The organism is Mesorhizobium sp. BR1-1-13 (genome assembly GCF_020165515.1).
Lineage (GTDB): Bacteria > Pseudomonadota > Alphaproteobacteria > Rhizobiales > Rhizobiaceae > Mesorhizobium.
This window is the reverse complement of record NZ_JAIUIH010000004.1, coordinates 262,135-279,484: the sequence shown is the minus strand read 5'-3', so window position 1 is coordinate 279,484 and position 17,350 is coordinate 262,135. Positions and strand designations below refer to the sequence as shown.

Here is a 17,350-nt window from a genome sequence, read left to right as displayed (position 1 = left end):
CGGTCAAGAAGGGATGATTCTTTCGCGCGGCAGGATGGAGGAGATTGCGGCCGCGCTTGGGGCCAACGGCCTCATCCTGCGTGGCGGCCTTACCTTTGCGGATGGCGAGGCGGCGCCTTGTGGCCGCTCCGGTGCACCGGCCAGGTCGGCGCTGTTGGTGGGGCAGGCGGGGGCGGCACCCTGGCCGCATTTCCTGCGCTGGCGCGACAGTCAATCACAGGCCATCGCCGATCCCCTCGATACCTGGTCCCGGCAGGTCATTGGCGCGGTAGCGGAAGAATTCGACGCACGCGCCGTTTCGCCTTCCGACAAGCCCTATCTGCCGTTCCAGCAATGGGCGATGCGGGCCGAGGGCCTGAAGCCGTCACCGCTCGGCATCCTCATGCATTCGCGATATGGGCTTTGGCATGCCTATCGCGGCGCGCTGCTGTTTGCGGACGAGATCGCGCTTCCCGAGACTCGCGAGGCGATCCATCTCTGCGACGCCTGTGTCGATAAACCCTGCCTGAAAGCCTGCCCGGTCGACGCCTATTCCGCGGAGGGGTTCGCTCATCAAGCCTGCCTGGCGCATGTGCGCGGGCCGAGTGGCGGCCCCTGCCGTAACGGCGGCTGCCTCGACCGCAATGCCTGCCCCTACGGCACAGCCTATCGCTACCCCCCGGAGGTGCAGGCCTTTCACATGGCAGCGTTCGCGGGTCGGTAAGCTCGTCGCGCTGCCGCACGAAATGTTGACTGCCAAAATCAGGCAACAGCTTGCCCTGCCGGCGTGCCCGGATATGTATCGCCCAGCAACCGAACGGAGCTGGCGATGGCGAAACAGGACCTTCAGATCAAGACCAAGGACGGTATGGCGAGGGCGGGGCTGTTCCGCCAGGCCAACGCTTCCCCGGCCAAGACCGGCGTCATCCTCTACATGGATGCCTTCGGCCCGCGCCCTGCGCTCGACGGCATGGCCGAGCGGCTGGCGGAGGAGGGCTACGCCGTGCTGGTGCCCGATCTCTTCTATCGCAACGCGCCCTACGGTCCGTTCGATGCCAAGACCGCCTTCGTCGAGGAAAAAACCAAAGTGCCGCTGATGGCGCTGATCAGCGGCACGACGCAGGAAATGACCATTGCCGACAGCGGCGCCTTCCTCGACGCACTCGCTGCCGAAGGCGTCACCGGGCCGATCGGCGTTGTCGGCTATTGCATGGGCGGCGCGCGGGCGCTGAACGCAGCCGCCTTCTATCCGGATCGCATCAGGGCGGCTGCCAGTTTCCATGGCGGCAATCTCGCCAGCGACGCGGCCGACAGTCCGCACCGCAAGGCCGGGTCGGTCAAGGCACGCGTCTATGTCGGCATGGCGGGCGTCGACAGGAGTTTTCCGCCCGAACAGTCGGCGCGGCTGGCCGAGGCGTTCAGGGCGGCGGAAGTCGATTACGTGCTGGAGAATTATGTCGGCATGGCGCATGGCTGGTGCGTGCCGGACCACAGCGTCTACAACGATGTTGGCGCCGAGCGGCATTGGAACCGGTTGATCACCCTGTTTTCCGAGACGCTCGGGTAGGTCCTTCGGCCCAAACGCAAGCCCAGCCTAATTCGCCGGACGCGGCTGCGTAAACTTTCATGAGTTCGCGCCGCCCCTTCGGGCACGTTCTCCCCGTGAAGGGGCGAAGGAAGAGCTTCTTTCCAAAAAAATCTTTCCCTCACCCCAAGGATTGGCCATTAGCCTTCGTCCAACAGGCAAATGATGGCGATGATGCTGGATGAGAGCGAAGCCTCCGACGCCGAACTGATCGGGCGGGCGAAGGTCGGGGACAAGGGGGCTTTCGGCACATTGCTCGAAAGGCACTATGATTTCGTCTATCGCGCCGCCTATCGCTGGTGCGGCCGGAAGGCGGATGCCGAAGACATCGCGCAGGAAGTCTGCGTCCGGCTCGGCAAGGCGATCCGCGACTATCGCGGCGGCAGCGCCTTCACCACCTGGCTCCATGCCATGACGCTGAACGCCGCGCGCGACATGATGCGCAAGAGCGCCCGCGAGACGGTCAAGACCGAAGCCTATGGCGTCCATGCGCTGGTTTCGGGCGAGACTTGCGAAGAGCCGGAAGATCCTGCCGAGGCGCTGTGGGCTGCGGTTCGGCGACTGCCGGACAAGCAGCGCGACGCCGTGCTGCTTGTCTATGGCGAGGGCTTGAGCCACGCGGCCGCCGCCGAGGCGATGGCGATCTCGGAGACAACGGTTTCCTGGCACATCCATGAAGCGAAGAAACGGCTGAAAACGCTGATGCGCTCGGCCGGGGAAGTGTGATCATGGTCGACGAGAACGAACTCAAGAGACTGCGCGACATAGCGATCCCGGCGCCGGGCGAGAGCGCGAAGGCGCGCGCCTTCGAGGCCGCCATGCGCGCCTATGACCAGGAAAATATTTCCGCCGCCACCCAAGGATCGGTCGGCGGTCTTCGTCTCACAGAGCGAGCACAAAAGCTCTGGAGCGAAATCATGCAAAAGAAACTCATAGCCACGCCGGCCCTTGCCGGGCTCGTCGCCCTGCCTATCGCCGGATACGCCACTTTCCATATGCTGAGGGAACAGCCGTCCACTTTCGGCGGCGGCGAAAAGATGACCGAGACGCTGGCCTACAAGCCCGCCACCGTGAAGCCACTGGCCAAACAGGCGACGGGCGATCAGGCGATCAACGAACCGCTCGCAACGAGTTCGCCGGAGAAAGACAAGAAGGCCGACGCGGAAAGCCGCGACGCAAAAGACGCCTTGGCGGCGCCGAGCAAATCCGAATCGGCCGTTGCCGGAGGCTTGGCACCGCAGAATGCGCAGGAACAGGTTGCGCCAGCGGAACCTGCGCCACCTGCGCCAACGGGCGAGTTCGCCCTGGATAGCACTGCCGCGCCCAGCACGTCGCGAGCCGCACGCATGTCCAAATTGATAGCACCGCAGCAGCCCGCCATGGCGCCGGCGGACCAGATCGCACCACCGGAGGACAATCGCGACCGCGTCCAGGATTTCAAGACCAATCCGGTGCATTCGGCACTCGAGGACCCGGTCTCGACCTTTTCCATCGACGTCGACACCGCCTCCTATTCCTTCGCGCGCCGTTCGCTGAAGGAGGGTTTCCTGCCGCAGGCCGATACGGTGCGGGTCGAGGAGATGATCAACTACTTCCCCTATGACTGGAAGGGGCCGGATGCGGCGTCGACGCCGTTCAATTCGACCGTCAGCGTCATGCCGACGCCGTGGAACGCGCACACAAAGCTGATGCATGTCGCTATCAAGGGTTTCGACGTCAAGCCGGCCGAGCAGCCCAAGGCCAATTTGGTGTTCCTGATCGACGTCTCGGGCTCGATGGACGAACCGGATAAATTGCCGCTGCTCAAGTCGGCATTCCGGCTTCTGGTCAGCAAGCTGAAGACCGACGATACCATCTCGATCGTCACCTATGCAGGCGATGCCGGCACGGTGCTGATGCCCACGAAGGTTGCCGAGAAGGACAAGATCCTCAACGCTATCGACAAGTTGCAGCCCGGCGGCTCGACCGCCGGCGAGGCCGGCATCAAGGAGGCCTACAAGCTTGCCCAGCAGTCCTTCATCAAGGACGGCGTCAACCGCGTGATGCTCGCCACCGACGGCGACTTCAATGTCGGCCAGAGCGACGACGACGATCTCAAGCGCCTGATTGAACAAGAGCGCAAGAGCGGCGTCTTCCTTTCGGTGTTCGGTTTCGGCCGCGGCAATCTGAACGACCAGATGATGCAGACCATCGCGCAGAACGGCAATGGTACCGCCGCCTATATCGACACGCTGGCCGAGGCCGAGAAGGTGCTGGTCGAGGATGCCTCCTCGACGCTGTTCCCCATCGCCAAGGACGTGAAGATCCAGGTCGAGTTCAATCCCGCCAAGGTCTCGGAGTATAGGCTGATCGGCTATGAGACCCGCGCCTTGAACCGCGAGGATTTCAACAATGACCGCGTCGATGCCGGCGAGATCGGCTCGGGCCATTCGGTCACCGCAATCTACGAGATCACGCCCAAGGGCAGCGGCGGCGAACAGATCGAACCGCTGCGCTATGGCCAGGCTGGGGTCAACAATGGCGGCGTCGCCAATGCGGACGAATATGCCTTCGTCAAAATCCGCTACAAGCTGCCTAACGAAGACGTCTCGAAGCTGATCACCACGCCGGTGACGTCGGCCAACGAGGTGGCATCCTTCGACCAGGCCAGCACCGACCAGCGTTTCTCCGTCGCCGTCGCGGCCTTCGGCCAGAAGCTGCGCGACGAGGATGCGACGGCGAAGTTCGGCTACGACAAGATCATGGAGATCGCCACTGCCGCCCGGGGAGGCGACCCGTTTGGGTACAGGTCCGAGTTCCTCTCGCTTGTGCGCCTTGCCTCGGCGCTGGGCAACAACCGGTAATGTTGATGACGGCCGGTTTCTTCAGATGAGATCGTTCCGACGGAGAAGCCCCACGGGCGGGTGAGGCAGGCCGGCGAGGGATTTCACCCTTGCCGGCCTTTTTTCGGAATCTGCGATCGTTAAATTGCGCGGCATTTCCGGTACCGGATCGCAATTTCCTCTTGTTACGCCGGCCAAGTGTGTGGGGCTTGAGGGAGCCGGAATTGCAGATCAGGACTACCGCCAACTCGACACCGCAGGCTCGGGCCGCTTCGGCGGCAGCCCAATCGGCTGAAGCCAGGCGCATCGGCGACGATGTCGCGCAGGCGCGCCACACCGCCATGTCGGCTCTGACCAACGATCGTTTCCGCATCATGCTGGAGCAGATCACCGATCCGGTTTCATCCGGAGCGCTGATGACGATGCGCGGCGACCATGTCGTCGATCTCAAATCGGCGCAGTCGAGCTACGCCGACAACAGCGAATAATGAGAAAGCGGTGGCTTCAGGCCCGGCTGCGGCGACGCTCGCGGCGGGCCTCGCTGGTCTCGGCGGTGTTCGCCGTGGCCACCTTGTTGCGCATCGGACCGATGCGCTCGACGATCGTCTCGACGGTCGGACGATCCGCCTTGGTGTGGGCGTCGAGCGCCTTGCGCATGGCGGCCAGGTGCTGGAACGAGGTGCCGCAGCAGCCGCCGATGATTTTCGCGCCGCCGTCGACGGCAAGGCGCACATAGTCGGCCATCAATTCAGGCGTGCCGGAATAGTGGATTTCGGTGCCGCGGAATTCGGGAATGCCGCAATTGCCCTTGACGATCACGGTTGCCTCCGGCTTCGCCTGCGTCATGTCGAGCAGCGAGGCGAGGATGTCGGAAGCGCCGACGCCGCAATTGGCGCCGACGCCGAGCGGGGCTTGCGACAAGCCGTCGGCGACGCCGTGTATGTCCTTCGGCAGCAGGCCCATCATGGTGCGGCCGGCGGTGTCGAAGGAACCGGTATAGGTATAGGGCAGGCCGACGCGGATCGCCGCTTGGGCGGCGGCACGGATCTCGTCGGGCGCCGACATGGTCTCGATCCAGGCGACCTCGGCGCCGCCCTCCTTGAGGCCTTCGATCTGCTCGGCGAAGGCGTCGACCGCCTCGTCATAGGTCATGGCGCCAAGCGGCACCAGCAACTCACCGGTCGGGCCAACTGAGCCGGCAACGATCACCTTGCGACCGGCCTTGTCGGCAACCGCGCGGGCGATCTCGGCGGCGCGCTTGTTCAACGCGTGCACGCGGTCCTGCGCATGATGCAGCTTCAGCCGGTGACGGGTGCCGCCGAACGAATTGGTCAGGATGATGTCGGCGCCGGCGTCGACGAAATTCTGGTGCAGGCTGGTGATGGTGTCGGGCGCGGTCTCGTTCAGCAGCTCAGGAGCCTCGCCAGCCTCCAGACCCATTGCGAACAAATTGGTGCCGGTGGCCCCGTCAGCCAAAAGCACGCCTTTTTGCGCCAGCAGCGCGTCGATCGGGTTGGTCGTCGTCATCGGATTGGCTTTCACATTCTGAATTCGGATAAGGATATAAAGAAGTCTTTATGTCTAGTCAATGAAATAGCGACGGCGGAGTCGCAGTTAAGGGGCGCAGTTACGGGTGCCCGCGGTCATGCGGAACCTGATGGGAACGACATGCCGGCCAGATTGCGCGCGAAGCTTGCTGCCTCATGCGGGTTGACGTCGGCGGCCCGGATCAGATTGTCGAAATGCCGGGTCAACGCCTGGACCGGCTGGGTGGCGTTCAGCACGACATACATGTCGCCGACATAGATAGCGGCGCGGTAGGGTCCGAAAATGGTGAGCGGGATCGAATAACGCATGCGGCCGTCGTAGAGAAACAGGCGGAAAGTCGGGTAGAGATCGTCAAGCAACGTCGCCATGTGGGCGAGTTGCTGCCGACGGTCGGCCTCCGGGAAGCGGTCCCAGACGCCGAGGCCGCGTGCAAAAATCTCCAGCGTGTGACGCGGCATGCAGACTTCCATGTCGGTTTCCGGGCGCCGGTTGTATTCGATGCGGTATTGCGTCTCATTTGCCTGTGCGAGCCGGCTCCTGTTGGTGATGTTTGCCTCATAGTCGACCAGCGCGTGCGTCCGCAGAAGATCGGGAATGCCGGCCGGCACATAGCGGATCTTGGTGCCCGCGGCCTCGGCGAACCATCTGGCCAGAAGCGTGCGGTCAAAACCGTCGGGGGCTTCCTCGATCTCCAGGCTCTCGCGGATTTCACCGGTGACGCCCTCGTCCTGGCTGAGGCCGAGCAGCCAATCCAGCGACACTTTGAACTCGGCTGCGATATTAAGCAGCGTTTCGGCCCGCGGCAGGCGCGTCGACGCGCCCGACATCAGCTGCGACAGCGCCGACCGATCGATGCCGACGGCGGTGGCGAAGGCGGACTGGTTGAGGTCGGACCGTGTCAGGAGCAGCTTGAGACGCTCCCGAAAAATTGCTGACAGATCCCTTTTGTCCATCTCCCAACTCCCCGAATCATGAGGAAAAATTTTCGCCGAAACGTTCTCACTAGGCGCTTCAGGCGCAAATGAATCTCTAGATATGTTTACAATCTGTAACATGTGCGGTTGAAAATGCGCAATCGCAACATTTTGTACACTTTGTCTCGTTGAGTGGAATCGTTTCTCCTGACACTATGCTGTCAGGAGCCACTGGGGTTCCGGCGACTGAGGGGCAGTGGTCGATAGCATGAATGGCAAGAGCATAAGGCGACGCAATACACCGGCCATCGAGTGGCCAACCGTAGCCCTCGCTTTCTTCTGTTACGGAGCATGGCTCGCCACCGGTCTACTGCTCTGGCCGTCCTATCCGATCCCCGCGCTCGCTCTGCTCGGTTTCATGCTGGCACTTCAGTCGTCGATCATGCACGAAGTGCTGCACGGCCATCCGACGCGCAATGCGCTGATCAACGAGGCTTTCGTTTTCCTGCCCATCGGTCTGGTCTGGCCGTTCCGCCGTTTCAGGACGCTTCATCTGCGCCACCATGCTGATGAGCGCCTGACCGATCCGCTCGACGATCCGGAGAGCTATTACCAGGCGCTGTGGCAGCATGACGACCTGCCGCGGGCAATGAAATTCCTGCTCAAGATCAACAACACCATGGCCGGCCGGTTCTTGCTCGGTCCCTGGCTGTCCTGCATCGGCTTCTTCATCGACGACGCTAAACATATGATGGCTGGCGACAAGGCCATCCGCAAAGCCTGGCTGCTGCATGCGATCGGCCTCGCCGTCGTGGCGCCGATCGTGCAGTTCGGCTTCGGCATCCCGCTTTGGCTCTATATCCTGCCTGTGTGGCTCGGCCAGTCGCTGATCGCGATCCGTACCTTTGCCGAGCATCAATGGTCCGAGCATCCGGAAGGCCGCACGGTGATCATCGAGCGCTCGCCGCTGTCGTTCCTGTTCCTCAACAACAATTTGCACTTCGTCCACCACAAGACCCCGACGGTGGCCTGGTACCGGCTGCCTCAGCTGTTTCGCGAGCGTCGCGAGGAATGGCTGCGGATGAACAATGGCTATGCCTATCCCAACTATTTCGCGCTGATCAGGTCCTATGCTTTCAAGGCCAAGGAGCCGATCGTGCATCCGGTGTTGCGGCGTCAGCCGGAACCGGGCAGGGCATTCAAGCCGCGCGTCAGGGCGCGCAGCATCAGCGGGCTCGGCACCGCGCCGGTCCCGGCCGAGCCGCCCAAGGAATGAATCCTGCGAAACGACCGACGGTGTCGGCTATTTTTAATCCGGCGGCGCGTTTTTGCGATCCTTTCTCCAGATTTGATGGTCAGATTCCGGCATGAGCGAATTCGTTGCAGCGCTGCCGATGTATGACTGGCCCGAGGCGCGCAGCGAGGTCGACGCCCAATGGGCACTGCTGCGCGATGCCTTTCGGCAAGGAGGGGTAATCGAGGCACCGGAGACCGTCATTCGCCGCAACGGCGATCTGCCGCCGGTGCCGGGCGGCATTCATAGTGCCACCGGCGTCCTGATCGCGCCCGATCCAGCGACACTACCGCCGGACGCGCTCGATTTTCACCAGCTCTGGCTGCATCCCGCACTGCTGTTCGCGCAGACTTGCTGGGGGCCGATGGAGCTTGGCCTGGCCGGCCATGTGCAGCTTGTCGGCCAGCCGAGCTATGACCTCTACGAAGGCGGCCAGGGCGAGCTTTATTCGAGCGCGCTGGTGATGCGGGCGGACGGCAAGGCGTCCGTGCCTGGGCCTGCCAATGGCAGGCCCGTCATCCCGCTCGATCTGATCCGCGGCAAACGCTTCACCTTCAACAGCCTCGATTCCATGTCCGGTATCATCGCGCCGACGCGCGACCTGGAGGCGCTGGGCGAAAGCCTTGATGTGTTTTCCTCGCGCAGCGAAAGCGGCGGACATCGCGCGTCGATCGTCGCCGTGGCCGAGGGCAGGGCCGATGTCGCGGCGATCGACTGCGAGAGCTGGGCGCTGGCGCAGCGCTTCGAGCCGGCGGCCCGGCAGATGAAGGTCGTCGGCTGGACGGGACGGCGCAAAGGCCTGCCCTTCATCACGGCGAAAACGACGCCGGAAAAAACGGTTGCCGCGATGCGCGAGGCGCTTGCCGGCTTAGCCGAGCAGCCTCGCATCCAGCGAATAGGTTGAAAGCTTTTCGTTGCCTGTGCCGGTGACCAGGACCTGTTCCTCTATCTTGACACCCTCGCGCCCGCCGAGCCTGCCGATATAGCTCTCCACGCACAGCACCATGCCTGGCTCGATCACGCCGTCCGGCGTGTCCGATGTCCAGTCGTCGGCATGCGGCAAGGTCGGGTATTCGTCGGCCAGCCCGACGCCATGGTAGAGCACGCCATAGCGTGTCGGGAAACAGTCGCCGGGCGGCACCGCCGAGCGGTCGACAAGGTCGCGGAAGGAGGTGCCCGGCTGTATCAATTCGGTGTTGTGCGCGATCTGGTCGGCGGCGATGCGGAAAAGATCGCGTTGTTCGTCGGTTGGCTTCACATCCCCGCACAGCCAGGTGCGCGACAGGTCGGCGCAGAAGCCGTAGGGGCCGATCAAGTCAGTGTCGAAGGCGACGAGATCGCCTGCCTCGATGACGCGGGAGGAGCATTCCTGGAACCACGGATTGGTGCGCGGGCCGGAGGCCAGCAGCCGCGTCTCGATCCATTCGCCCCCGCGGGCAATGTTGCCGCGATGCAGTTCGGCCCATAATTCATTCTCGGAGATGCCGGGCTTGAGCGCCTGTTCCATCTCGCCCATTGCCGCCTCGCAGGCGACGATGGCGCGGCGCATGGCAACGATCTCGTCCGGCGATTTGATCAGCCGGGCATTCTCCATCACCGCTTCGCCATTGCCGATGGAAATGCCAAGCCGGGCCAGTTCCTCGACGCCTTCGGGGTTGAGGTGGTCGACCGCGATGCGGCCGCTGCCGCCGCCATGTTCCCGCACCAGATCGGCGATCCCGGCCGCCCAGCGGCGGACCTTCTGGTCGGTGAGCTCGCCGCTATAGAGATACATCCACGAGACGGCGGGGCGAACCTCGTCGACGACGCCGGAATGGTCCGACAGATGCTCGCAGGAGAAATAGTCGAACAGCACGACCGGTCCCTCGGTGGCAACGAAACAATGCCGTGTCGGGTTGTGCGCCACCCAAAGCTGCATGTTCGTGGAATCGGTGGCATAGCGGATGTTGACGGGGTCATAGAGCAGGGCGCCGGCATAGCCGCGGCGCTTCAGCTCGGCGCGGATGCGCCCCAGCCGGTATTTGCGCATTTCGGCCAGGTCGGGGGCGGCAATGTCCGCCGCCGCCCATTCCGCTTCGGCTATCGCGCCGTAGCCCAGCACATGCTGGTTGAGATCGGCCGCCTTCCGGCGGGAGGCGCCGCGCAGCGCCTCGATCGAGCCTGATACAAACGGCATGATCTTGCGATGGCGGCCGAAGCTCCCCTTTGGCGCCGCGCTGTCCATGGCGAAACCTCAGCTCCGCATCTTCTCGCCGCTCGGGTCGAACGGCGGCTCGACATTGATGCGGGCCGGACGGCGATGGCCGAGAATCTCGATCTCGAACAGGCCGGCGCTTTCATCCTCGGCCAGCGCCGCCGGGACGTAACCCTGCGCCATCGATTTCTGGATATAGTGGGCATAGCCGCCGGAGGTAACCCAACCAACCACGCGCCAGTCGCCGTCGACGATGCCGCGCACGGCGGACGCGCCTTGCGCCGCCTTGGAACCACGCACTTCCTTGCCCGCTGCATCGAAACGCGGCGCGCCAAAGCCATGCGGCTTTTCCACCGTACCGTAGTCCTTGCTGACCTTGGCCCAGATCGGCTCGTCACCCATCACATCGGCGTCGGCCGCCTCGACGATGAAGGACACGCGGCGCAGCTTCGGTCCTTCGGCCCGTTCCCTGGCGGCCGCGTCGCGGCCGATGAAGTCGTTCTTCTCCAGCTTGATGAAGCGGTCCATCGAGCCTTCGAACGGTCCGTAGATCGGCCTGAGTTCGCGGAACCAGGTCGGGAAGTTCTTTTCCAGGCGCATCGACAGCAGGGCGCGCATGCCGAAATCGACCAGGCCGAATTCTTCGCCTGCGTCCTTGATCGCCTTGTAAACCAGGCGCTGATAGGCCGGCGCCATCCAGATCTCGTAGCCGAGGTCGCCGGTATAGGTGATGCGGTTGACCATGCATGGCGCGCCGCCGACCGCCATTTCGCGGAAATCCATGAAGCGGAAGGCCTTGGTCGAAATATCGACATCGACCAGCTTCTGCAGGAGGTCCCGCGACTTCGGTCCGGCAATCGACAGGCCGACCAGCGTCTGGTCGAAGCGGTGAATCCGCACCGAACCATCCTTCGGCAGATGCTTTTCGAACCAGCGCATGTGATATTTCTGCGCGGCCGACGAGCCCCAGATCATGAAGCGTTCTTCCGCGGCCTTGGCGATGGTGAAGTCGCCGATCAGCTTGCCGAATTCGTTGATCATCGGGGTCAGCACGATGCGGCCCGCCTTCGGCATGCGGTTGGTCATCAGCCGGTTGAGGAAATCCTCCGCCCCCGGTCCGGAGACCTCATATTTGGCGAAGTTGGCGATTTCGGTGACGCCGACGCGCTCGCGCGTGGCGCGCACTTCCTCGCCGATCGGCCCAAAATCGTTGGAGCGGTGGAAGGAGACGATATCCTTGGGCTCCTTGCCCTTCGGCGCGAACCATAGCGCGGTCTCAAGGCCCCAGGAGTCTCCCATGACGGCGTTGTTGGCGAGCATGGTGTCGTAAAGCGGCGTCGTCTGCGCCGGGCGCGCCGCCGGCAGTTCCTCATTGGGGAAGCGGATCGAGAAGCGGCGCGAATAATTCTCGCGCACCTTGGCGTTGGTGTAGCGCAGGCTGGCCCATTCGCCGAAGCGGGCGACGTCCATGCCCCAGACGTCGAAGCCGGGATCGCCGTGCACCATCCAGTTGGACAGAGCGAGGCCGACGCCCCCGCCCTGGCTGAAGCCGGCCATGACGGCGCAGGCGCACCAGAAGTTGGTCAGCCCCTGTACCGGGCCGACCAGGGGGTTGCCATCCAATGCAAAAGTGAAGGGGCCGTTGATGATCTGCTTGATGCCGGCCTTCTCGATGCCGGGGAAATGCTTGAAGCCGATCTCCAGCGACGGCGCGATGCGGTCGAGGTCGGGCTGCAACAGCTCGTGGCCGAAATCCCAGGGCGTGTTGACCGGCGACCACGGCTTGCAGGCCTTTTCGTAGGTGCCGAGCAGGATGCCGTTGCGCTCCTGGCGGGTGTAGATCTCACCCTTGAAATCCATCACGCCGATCATCTCGCGGCCGGTCGATTTGTTGAATTCCTCGACCTCGGGCATGGGTTCGGTCAAGAGATACATGTGCTCCATGGCGAGCACCGGCAGCTCGAGGCCGACCATGCGGCCGATCTCACGCGCCCACAGGCCGCCACAGTTGACGACATGCTCGGCGTGAACCGTGCCTTGTTCGGTGATGACGTTCCAGGTGCCGTCGACCTGCTGCGTCAGTTCGACGACGCGGTTGCGCAGCACGATCTCGGCGCCGAGTTTCTTCGCCGCTTTTGAATACGCAATCGTCGTGCCGGACGGATCCAGATGGCCTTCGACCGGATCCCACATGGCGCCGACGAAATTCGTCTCGTCCATCAGCGGGAACATCGCCTTGGCCTCGGATGGCGTGATCAGCTCGGTATCCATGCCGAGATAGCGGCCCTTGGCATGGGCAAGCCGCAGGAAGTCCATGCGCTCGGGCGAGTCCGCCATCATCACGCCGCCGGTCAGGTGCAGCGAACAGGACTGGCCGGAAAGCTCCTCGATCTCCTTGTAGAGCTGCACGGTATAGGCCTGCAGCTTGGCGACGTTGGGATCGCCGTTGAGCGTATGGAAGCCGCCCGCTGCGTGCCAGGACGAGCCTGAGGTGAGCTCCGAACGCTCGATCAGCATGATGTCGGTCCAGCCGGCTTTGGCCAGGTGATAGAGCACCGAGCAGCCGACGACGCCGCCGCCGATGACAACCGCTTTTACATGGGATTTCATGAAGGTAGGTCCGTTTTTGAAGAGATTGAATCGAGTGAGTGCGGTGTGAAAATAAAACGGAGGTCGGAGACAGCGATGTTTTCGACCAGCCTGCCGTCGAGCGCGGCAAGGACGGTTTCACAGACGGATGTGCGGTGTTTCAGGACGTCATGGCTCCAAAGACGCAGGATCGAACAGCCTTGGGCGCGCATGAAATCGTCACGGCGGCGGTCGTAGGAACTGTCGGCGTGCTGTGAGCCGTCGAGCTCGACAACCAGCCATTTTTCGCGGCAACAGAAGTCTGCAAAAAAGGGACCGATAGAGAACTGACGCGTAAAGCGATAGCTGCCAAGCTTGCGGCCTTTCAATTCGAGCCACAGCAATGCTTCAGCCTTGTTACCGCCTTGCCTCAGCTTTCGCGCGCGTTGAGTGGTGCCCATCTTGCGGCGACTGCGGGTTTCACGAGCGGCTTCCCCCACTCCGTCGCCGCTTCGCGGCGCCACCTCTCCCCCCTCCGGAGGGAGAGGAAGGGCGCCAGCCTGGCCAAGCTCACGCCTTTCCTCTCCCCCGTCGATCGGGGGAGAGGTGTCGAGCGCAGCTCGACGGAGTGGGGGTCGACCGTTCATCGAATCCATACGAGTGATCAATTCATCGACACCGCAGACGCTCAAAAATCGGTCGGCGCGCCGCCTTCGGCGCGACGCTTCTGGACGAAGGCGTTGAGCTCTTCGCGGATCGCCGGGTCCATGTAGGGCTCGTCATAGGAGGCCAGCCGCTCCTTCCACACCTTGTTGGCCTTTTCGAGCGCGGTCGGCGAGCCGGCTTCCGCCCAGGTCTCGAAATTGCGCCAGTCGGACAGGATCGGCGAGTAGAAGGCGGTCTTGTAGCGATCCTGCGTGTGCTGGGTGCCGAAGAAATGGCCGCCGGGACCGACGGACTGGATGGCGTCGAAACCGAGCGCCTCTTCGGAAAGATCGAGCGGGGTCAGGAATTCGGCCACCATCTGCAACAGGTCGATGTCGAGGATGGTCTTCTCGTAGGAGCAGCGCAGGCCGCCTTCCAGCCAGCCGGCGGCATGCATCATCAGATTGCCGCCGCCCTGGATGGCGCCCCACAGCGAGAACACGCTTTCATAGGCGGCCTGTGCGTCGACCGTGTTGGCCGCGCAGGTGTTCGAGGTGCGGTAGGGGATGTTGTAGCGGCGGGCGAGCTGGCCGCCGACGAGTTGCGCCTTCATGTATTCGGGCGTGCCGAAGGCGGGCGCGCCGGACTTCATGTCCACGTTTGAGGTGAAGCCGCCATAACCAACCGGCGCGCCCTTCCTGACCATCTGGGCAAAGGCGATGCCCGACAGCGCCTCGGCATTCTGCTGCACCAGCGCGCCGGCGATGGTCACCGGCGCCATGGCGCCCGACAGGGTGAACGGCGTCACGATGACGACCTGGCCCTTGCTCGACATCTGGATGATGCCTTCCATCATCGGCACGTCGAGTTTCAGCGGCGAATTGGTGTTGATGATGGTGAAGACGGACGGTTCTTCGAGCAACTGCTCGTGGCTGATGCCGCGCGCGATACGGGTGATCTCGATGCCGTCGACATTTCGTTCCTTGCCGAGCGAATAGATGTGGAACACCTTGTCGGTCAGCGTGGCGAGATCGCGGATGCATTCGAGGTGGCGGACGGAGGGATGGATGTCGATCGGCTCGACCGGATAGCCGCCCGTGCAGTTCAGTATGTTGTGCATCTGCGCCAGGCGCAGGAAATTGCGATAGTCCTGCTGGTTGCCGGGCCGGCGGCCACGATCGATGTCCGAGCAATTGGGCGCCGAGGCCATCATCGAGATGATCAGATTATCGCCGCCGAAGCGCACATTGTGCGCGGGGTTGCGGGCATGGATGGTGAATTCGGACGGGCAGTGCGACACCAGATCGAGGATCATGTCGCTGTCGAAGCGCACGCGCTCGCTGCCTTCGCGCACGTCGGCGCCATGTTCCTTCATGATGCGGCGGGCTTCGTCATGCAGGACGTCGACACCGATCTCCTTCAGCACCCGCAGCGAGGCGAGGTGGATCGATTCCAGCTCGTCGTCGGAAACCAGCCTGGTCGGCTGGAGCGGGATTTTCAGCTGGCGGAACGGCGGCTGCTCGAACGCGGCCGAGCCGCCTGCGCGTTTTCCGGCGCGGCCGCCGCGGCGGGCACGATCGGTTGCCAATGCCGGTTCGGCGGGTTGAAGGGCGGCGGTCATGAGGGGCCTCGTACGATGCGAAAGTGGGCGGCATAATGGACCGGCGGCTGCCCGGCCATTGCGGAGGCGGCGACCACTAGAGCGAGGGAAGCGACATGCCGGAACGGCAGCTGCGTGGTCCCGAGGCGGGCCCGCGGATAAGGGAGCGCCATTCGTTGCAGTATCGTCTTTTGCTTCTGGTAAACTTGTGCGTCGAATATCTCCGGAGGGAGAGCCATGCCTGACGTCGTCAAAGTGCGTGCCGCCACCAACAACGAAGTCGCGTTCCTCTCCTGGGACCTCGACGGGATGATCCCGGGCTGCCTGGGCTTCGAGATCGTCCGCCTCTATCCAAACACCGGCGAGGAGCGTTGCCTGGCGTCCTGGGTGCCCTTCAAGGGACAGCGCAACAAGGACTGGGTCCCCCAGGATACCGGCGTCTGGCCGGTGCAGAAGACATTCTGGCGCGATCTCACTGTCCGGCGACGCCGCGACAGCCTCGATGTCAGGCCGGACGGCGAAATGATCGCCTACCGGGTGCGTCCGGTCGGCGACATGAAGGCGGGGCTCGATCCCGTGCCGGTGCGCCCCGAAAAGACCTATACGGGGCCGGCGCGCCCTCTCGGCTACCTCGGCCGGGGCGCGGTCAGTCCGCCGATCTTCCTCGGCCAGATGTTCGGCAAGGCGCGTGTCGCCTTCACCAATGGCGTGCTGTCGACGCAATGGATGTCGCGCGCGCTGGCCGAGGCCGGCATCAAGGTCGGACAACGCGACAAGATCAGGGCTGTGCTGCAGGATCCGACCAGCAAGATACGCGCCTACCTGCATGGCGACGTGCCCGACGTGCTGACCAGCCTGCTGAAGCGGGCCAAGGACGAAGGCGGCACGGTCAGGCTTGCGCTCTACGAGCTTGGCGACGACGAACTGTGCGAAGCAATCATTGCCGCCAAGGACGTCGTCGAGGTCATTCTTTCCAATTCGGGCAGGGATGAGCAGACGAAAGCCTGGGACGCCGGCAACGCACCTTACAGGAAGCGGCTGCACGACGCTGGCGTCGCGGTGACGGATCGCCTGTTCAACAACAACCATATCGGCCACAACAAGTTCGCCGTCTATCGCGATGCCCAGGGCAAGCCGCAATCGGTGATGACGGGCAGCACCAACTGGACCTCGACGGGCATTTGCGGGCAATCCAACAACGCCTTCATCCGCGACGACCCGGCGATGGCTGAGATATTCGACGCCTACTGGCAGCGCATGAAGGCCGACCTGTTCCCGCCGCCGGCCACGGAAAGTGCTGCCGGCCATGTCGCGCAGACGCAAGGCGTGCCGTTTCGCAGGGAGAACCACAGGCCAAACCCACTCAACGGCGCCACGGCGGCGCTGGACGGCATGACGGTGTGGTTCTCGCCCAATGATCCCGAGCGCAACAAGAAGAACATCTCGGTGCGGCCGATCGATCTCGAGGACCTCTTCGCCCGCATCAAGGCAGCCAAGCGTGCCGTGCTGTTCCTGGTGTTCAATCCTTCGCGGCTCGGCGACAATTCGATCGTCGACCAGGCGGTGGCGGCGGCAAGGGCCGATCCGAAGCTGATCGTGCAAGGGGCGATCAGCGATGAGACCGCCATGCCCAACTATGTCGCGTCGACCAAGGATCCGGTCACCCATAAGTCGAACAGGGACGGCAAGTCGCCCTTCGTCTATCCGGAGAAGGTCTGGGAGGCGCCGAACGTTTCCATCGTGCGGGCGGCGAACCTGACCGGCGCCACGATCGCCCGGGATTTCCAGGCGGAGGTGCTGACTGTCGGCCATGCCATCGTGCACGACAAGATCGTCATCATCGATCCGATGGAGGACAACGCGACGGTCGTCACCGGCAGCCACAATCTCGGCTACAAGGCTTCCTACGAGAACGACGAGAACATGGTGATCGTCGAAGGCGACAAGACCTTCGCCGCAGCCTATGCCGTGCATATGCTCGACGTGTTCGACCACTACAAGTTCCGCGCCTGGCGCAGGACCATCGGCAAGGGCCCTTCGGACGACGATGGGCTCTCCATCGACGACAAGTGGCTGAAGCCTTACGCGCAAGGCAGGAAAGGCGCGATCGCACGGTACTTTCCGTAGCGCTGTGGGCGGGTGCCTGCGGCTTTTGACGCGAGCCTTCCGGTGCACGGCGCCGGCCGTTGGCGCAAGCGGAT

Annotated in this window: 14 protein-coding genes; 8 read left to right on the top strand and 6 right to left on the bottom strand. The window is 63.4% G+C overall.

All coding sequences use genetic code 11. From position 1 onward, the window contains the following. Positions 1 to 13 precede the first annotated feature (13 nt). The 5 genes from LB533_RS12065 (at position 14) to LB533_RS12045 (ending at position 4,874) form a co-directional block, all read left to right on the top strand. A complete protein-coding gene (locus LB533_RS12065; RefSeq protein WP_224677253.1) occupies positions 14 to 703 on the top strand; it encodes a 4Fe-4S dicluster domain-containing protein in 690 nt (229 codons plus the stop codon). A 105-nt stretch (positions 704 to 808) separates the two neighbouring features. Beyond that, a complete protein-coding gene (locus LB533_RS12060; protein ID WP_224677252.1) occupies positions 809 to 1,546 on the top strand; it encodes a dienelactone hydrolase family protein in 738 nt (245 codons plus the stop codon). 183 nt (positions 1,547 to 1,729) lie between these two features. Further along, positions 1,730 to 2,290, top strand: a complete 561-nt coding sequence (locus LB533_RS12055; RefSeq protein WP_224677251.1) for an RNA polymerase sigma factor — start codon at positions 1,730 to 1,732, stop codon at positions 2,288 to 2,290. Between the two features lie 2 nt (positions 2,291 to 2,292). After that, on the top strand, positions 2,293 to 4,407 hold the full coding sequence (locus LB533_RS12050) for a vWA domain-containing protein (protein WP_224677250.1): 2,115 nt from the start codon (positions 2,293 to 2,295) through the stop codon (positions 4,405 to 4,407). 203 nt (positions 4,408 to 4,610) lie between these two features. Beyond that, positions 4,611 to 4,874, top strand: a complete 264-nt coding sequence (locus LB533_RS12045) for a hypothetical protein (RefSeq protein WP_181169323.1) — start codon at positions 4,611 to 4,613, stop codon at positions 4,872 to 4,874. 16 nt (positions 4,875 to 4,890) lie between these two features. On the opposite strand, the gene bmt is transcribed toward LB533_RS12045, so the two are convergent. Further along, on the bottom strand, positions 4,891 to 5,913 hold the full coding sequence (bmt, locus tag LB533_RS12040; protein ID WP_181169322.1) for a betaine--homocysteine S-methyltransferase: 1,023 nt from the start codon (positions 5,911 to 5,913) through the stop codon (positions 4,891 to 4,893). Between the two features lie 116 nt (positions 5,914 to 6,029). Continuing rightward, entirely contained in the window at positions 6,030 to 6,887 is an 858-nt protein-coding gene (locus LB533_RS12035) for a helix-turn-helix domain-containing protein (RefSeq protein ID WP_140639030.1), read from the bottom strand. Between the two features lie 229 nt (positions 6,888 to 7,116). Here LB533_RS12035 and LB533_RS12030 point away from each other — a divergent pair, with 229 nt between their 5' ends. After that, positions 7,117 to 8,124 (top strand): fatty acid desaturase, encoded by a 1,008-nt coding sequence (locus tag LB533_RS12030; protein ID WP_140639029.1) that lies wholly within the window; start codon positions 7,117 to 7,119, stop codon positions 8,122 to 8,124. A 91-nt stretch (positions 8,125 to 8,215) separates the two neighbouring features. Further along, on the top strand, positions 8,216 to 9,046 hold the full coding sequence (locus tag LB533_RS12025; protein ID WP_140639028.1) for a phosphate/phosphite/phosphonate ABC transporter substrate-binding protein: 831 nt from the start codon (positions 8,216 to 8,218) through the stop codon (positions 9,044 to 9,046). Here LB533_RS12025 and LB533_RS12020 read toward each other — a convergent pair. The 4 genes from LB533_RS12020 to LB533_RS12005 all read right to left on the bottom strand — a co-directional run bounded on the left by LB533_RS12020 (position 9,011) and on the right by LB533_RS12005 (position 15,170). Further along, positions 9,011 to 10,366, bottom strand: coding sequence for a M24 family metallopeptidase (locus tag LB533_RS12020; RefSeq protein ID WP_140639027.1), 1,356 nt, complete (start codon positions 10,364 to 10,366; stop codon positions 9,011 to 9,013). The genes LB533_RS12025 and LB533_RS12020 overlap by 36 nt on opposite strands. A gap of 9 nt (positions 10,367 to 10,375) precedes the next feature. After that, positions 10,376 to 12,946: an FAD-dependent oxidoreductase gene (locus LB533_RS12015; protein ID WP_140639026.1), complete on the bottom strand. Its 2,571-nt coding sequence runs from the start codon at positions 12,944 to 12,946 to the stop codon at positions 10,376 to 10,378. Beyond that, a complete protein-coding gene (locus tag LB533_RS12010) occupies positions 12,943 to 13,428 on the bottom strand; it encodes an endonuclease domain-containing protein (RefSeq protein ID WP_224677249.1) in 486 nt (161 codons plus the stop codon). Before LB533_RS12010 ends, LB533_RS12015 begins: the two co-directional genes overlap by 4 nt. Before the next feature lie 164 nt (positions 13,429 to 13,592). After that, complete coding sequence (locus LB533_RS12005) at positions 13,593 to 15,170, bottom strand: trimethylamine methyltransferase family protein (RefSeq protein WP_224677248.1); 1,578 nt, start codon at positions 15,168 to 15,170, stop codon at positions 13,593 to 13,595. A 216-nt stretch (positions 15,171 to 15,386) separates the two neighbouring features. Here LB533_RS12005 and LB533_RS12000 point away from each other — a divergent pair, with 216 nt between their 5' ends. Then, entirely contained in the window at positions 15,387 to 17,276 is a 1,890-nt protein-coding gene (locus LB533_RS12000; RefSeq protein ID WP_224677247.1) for a phospholipase D-like domain-containing protein, read from the top strand. Positions 17,277 to 17,350 lie beyond the last annotated feature (74 nt).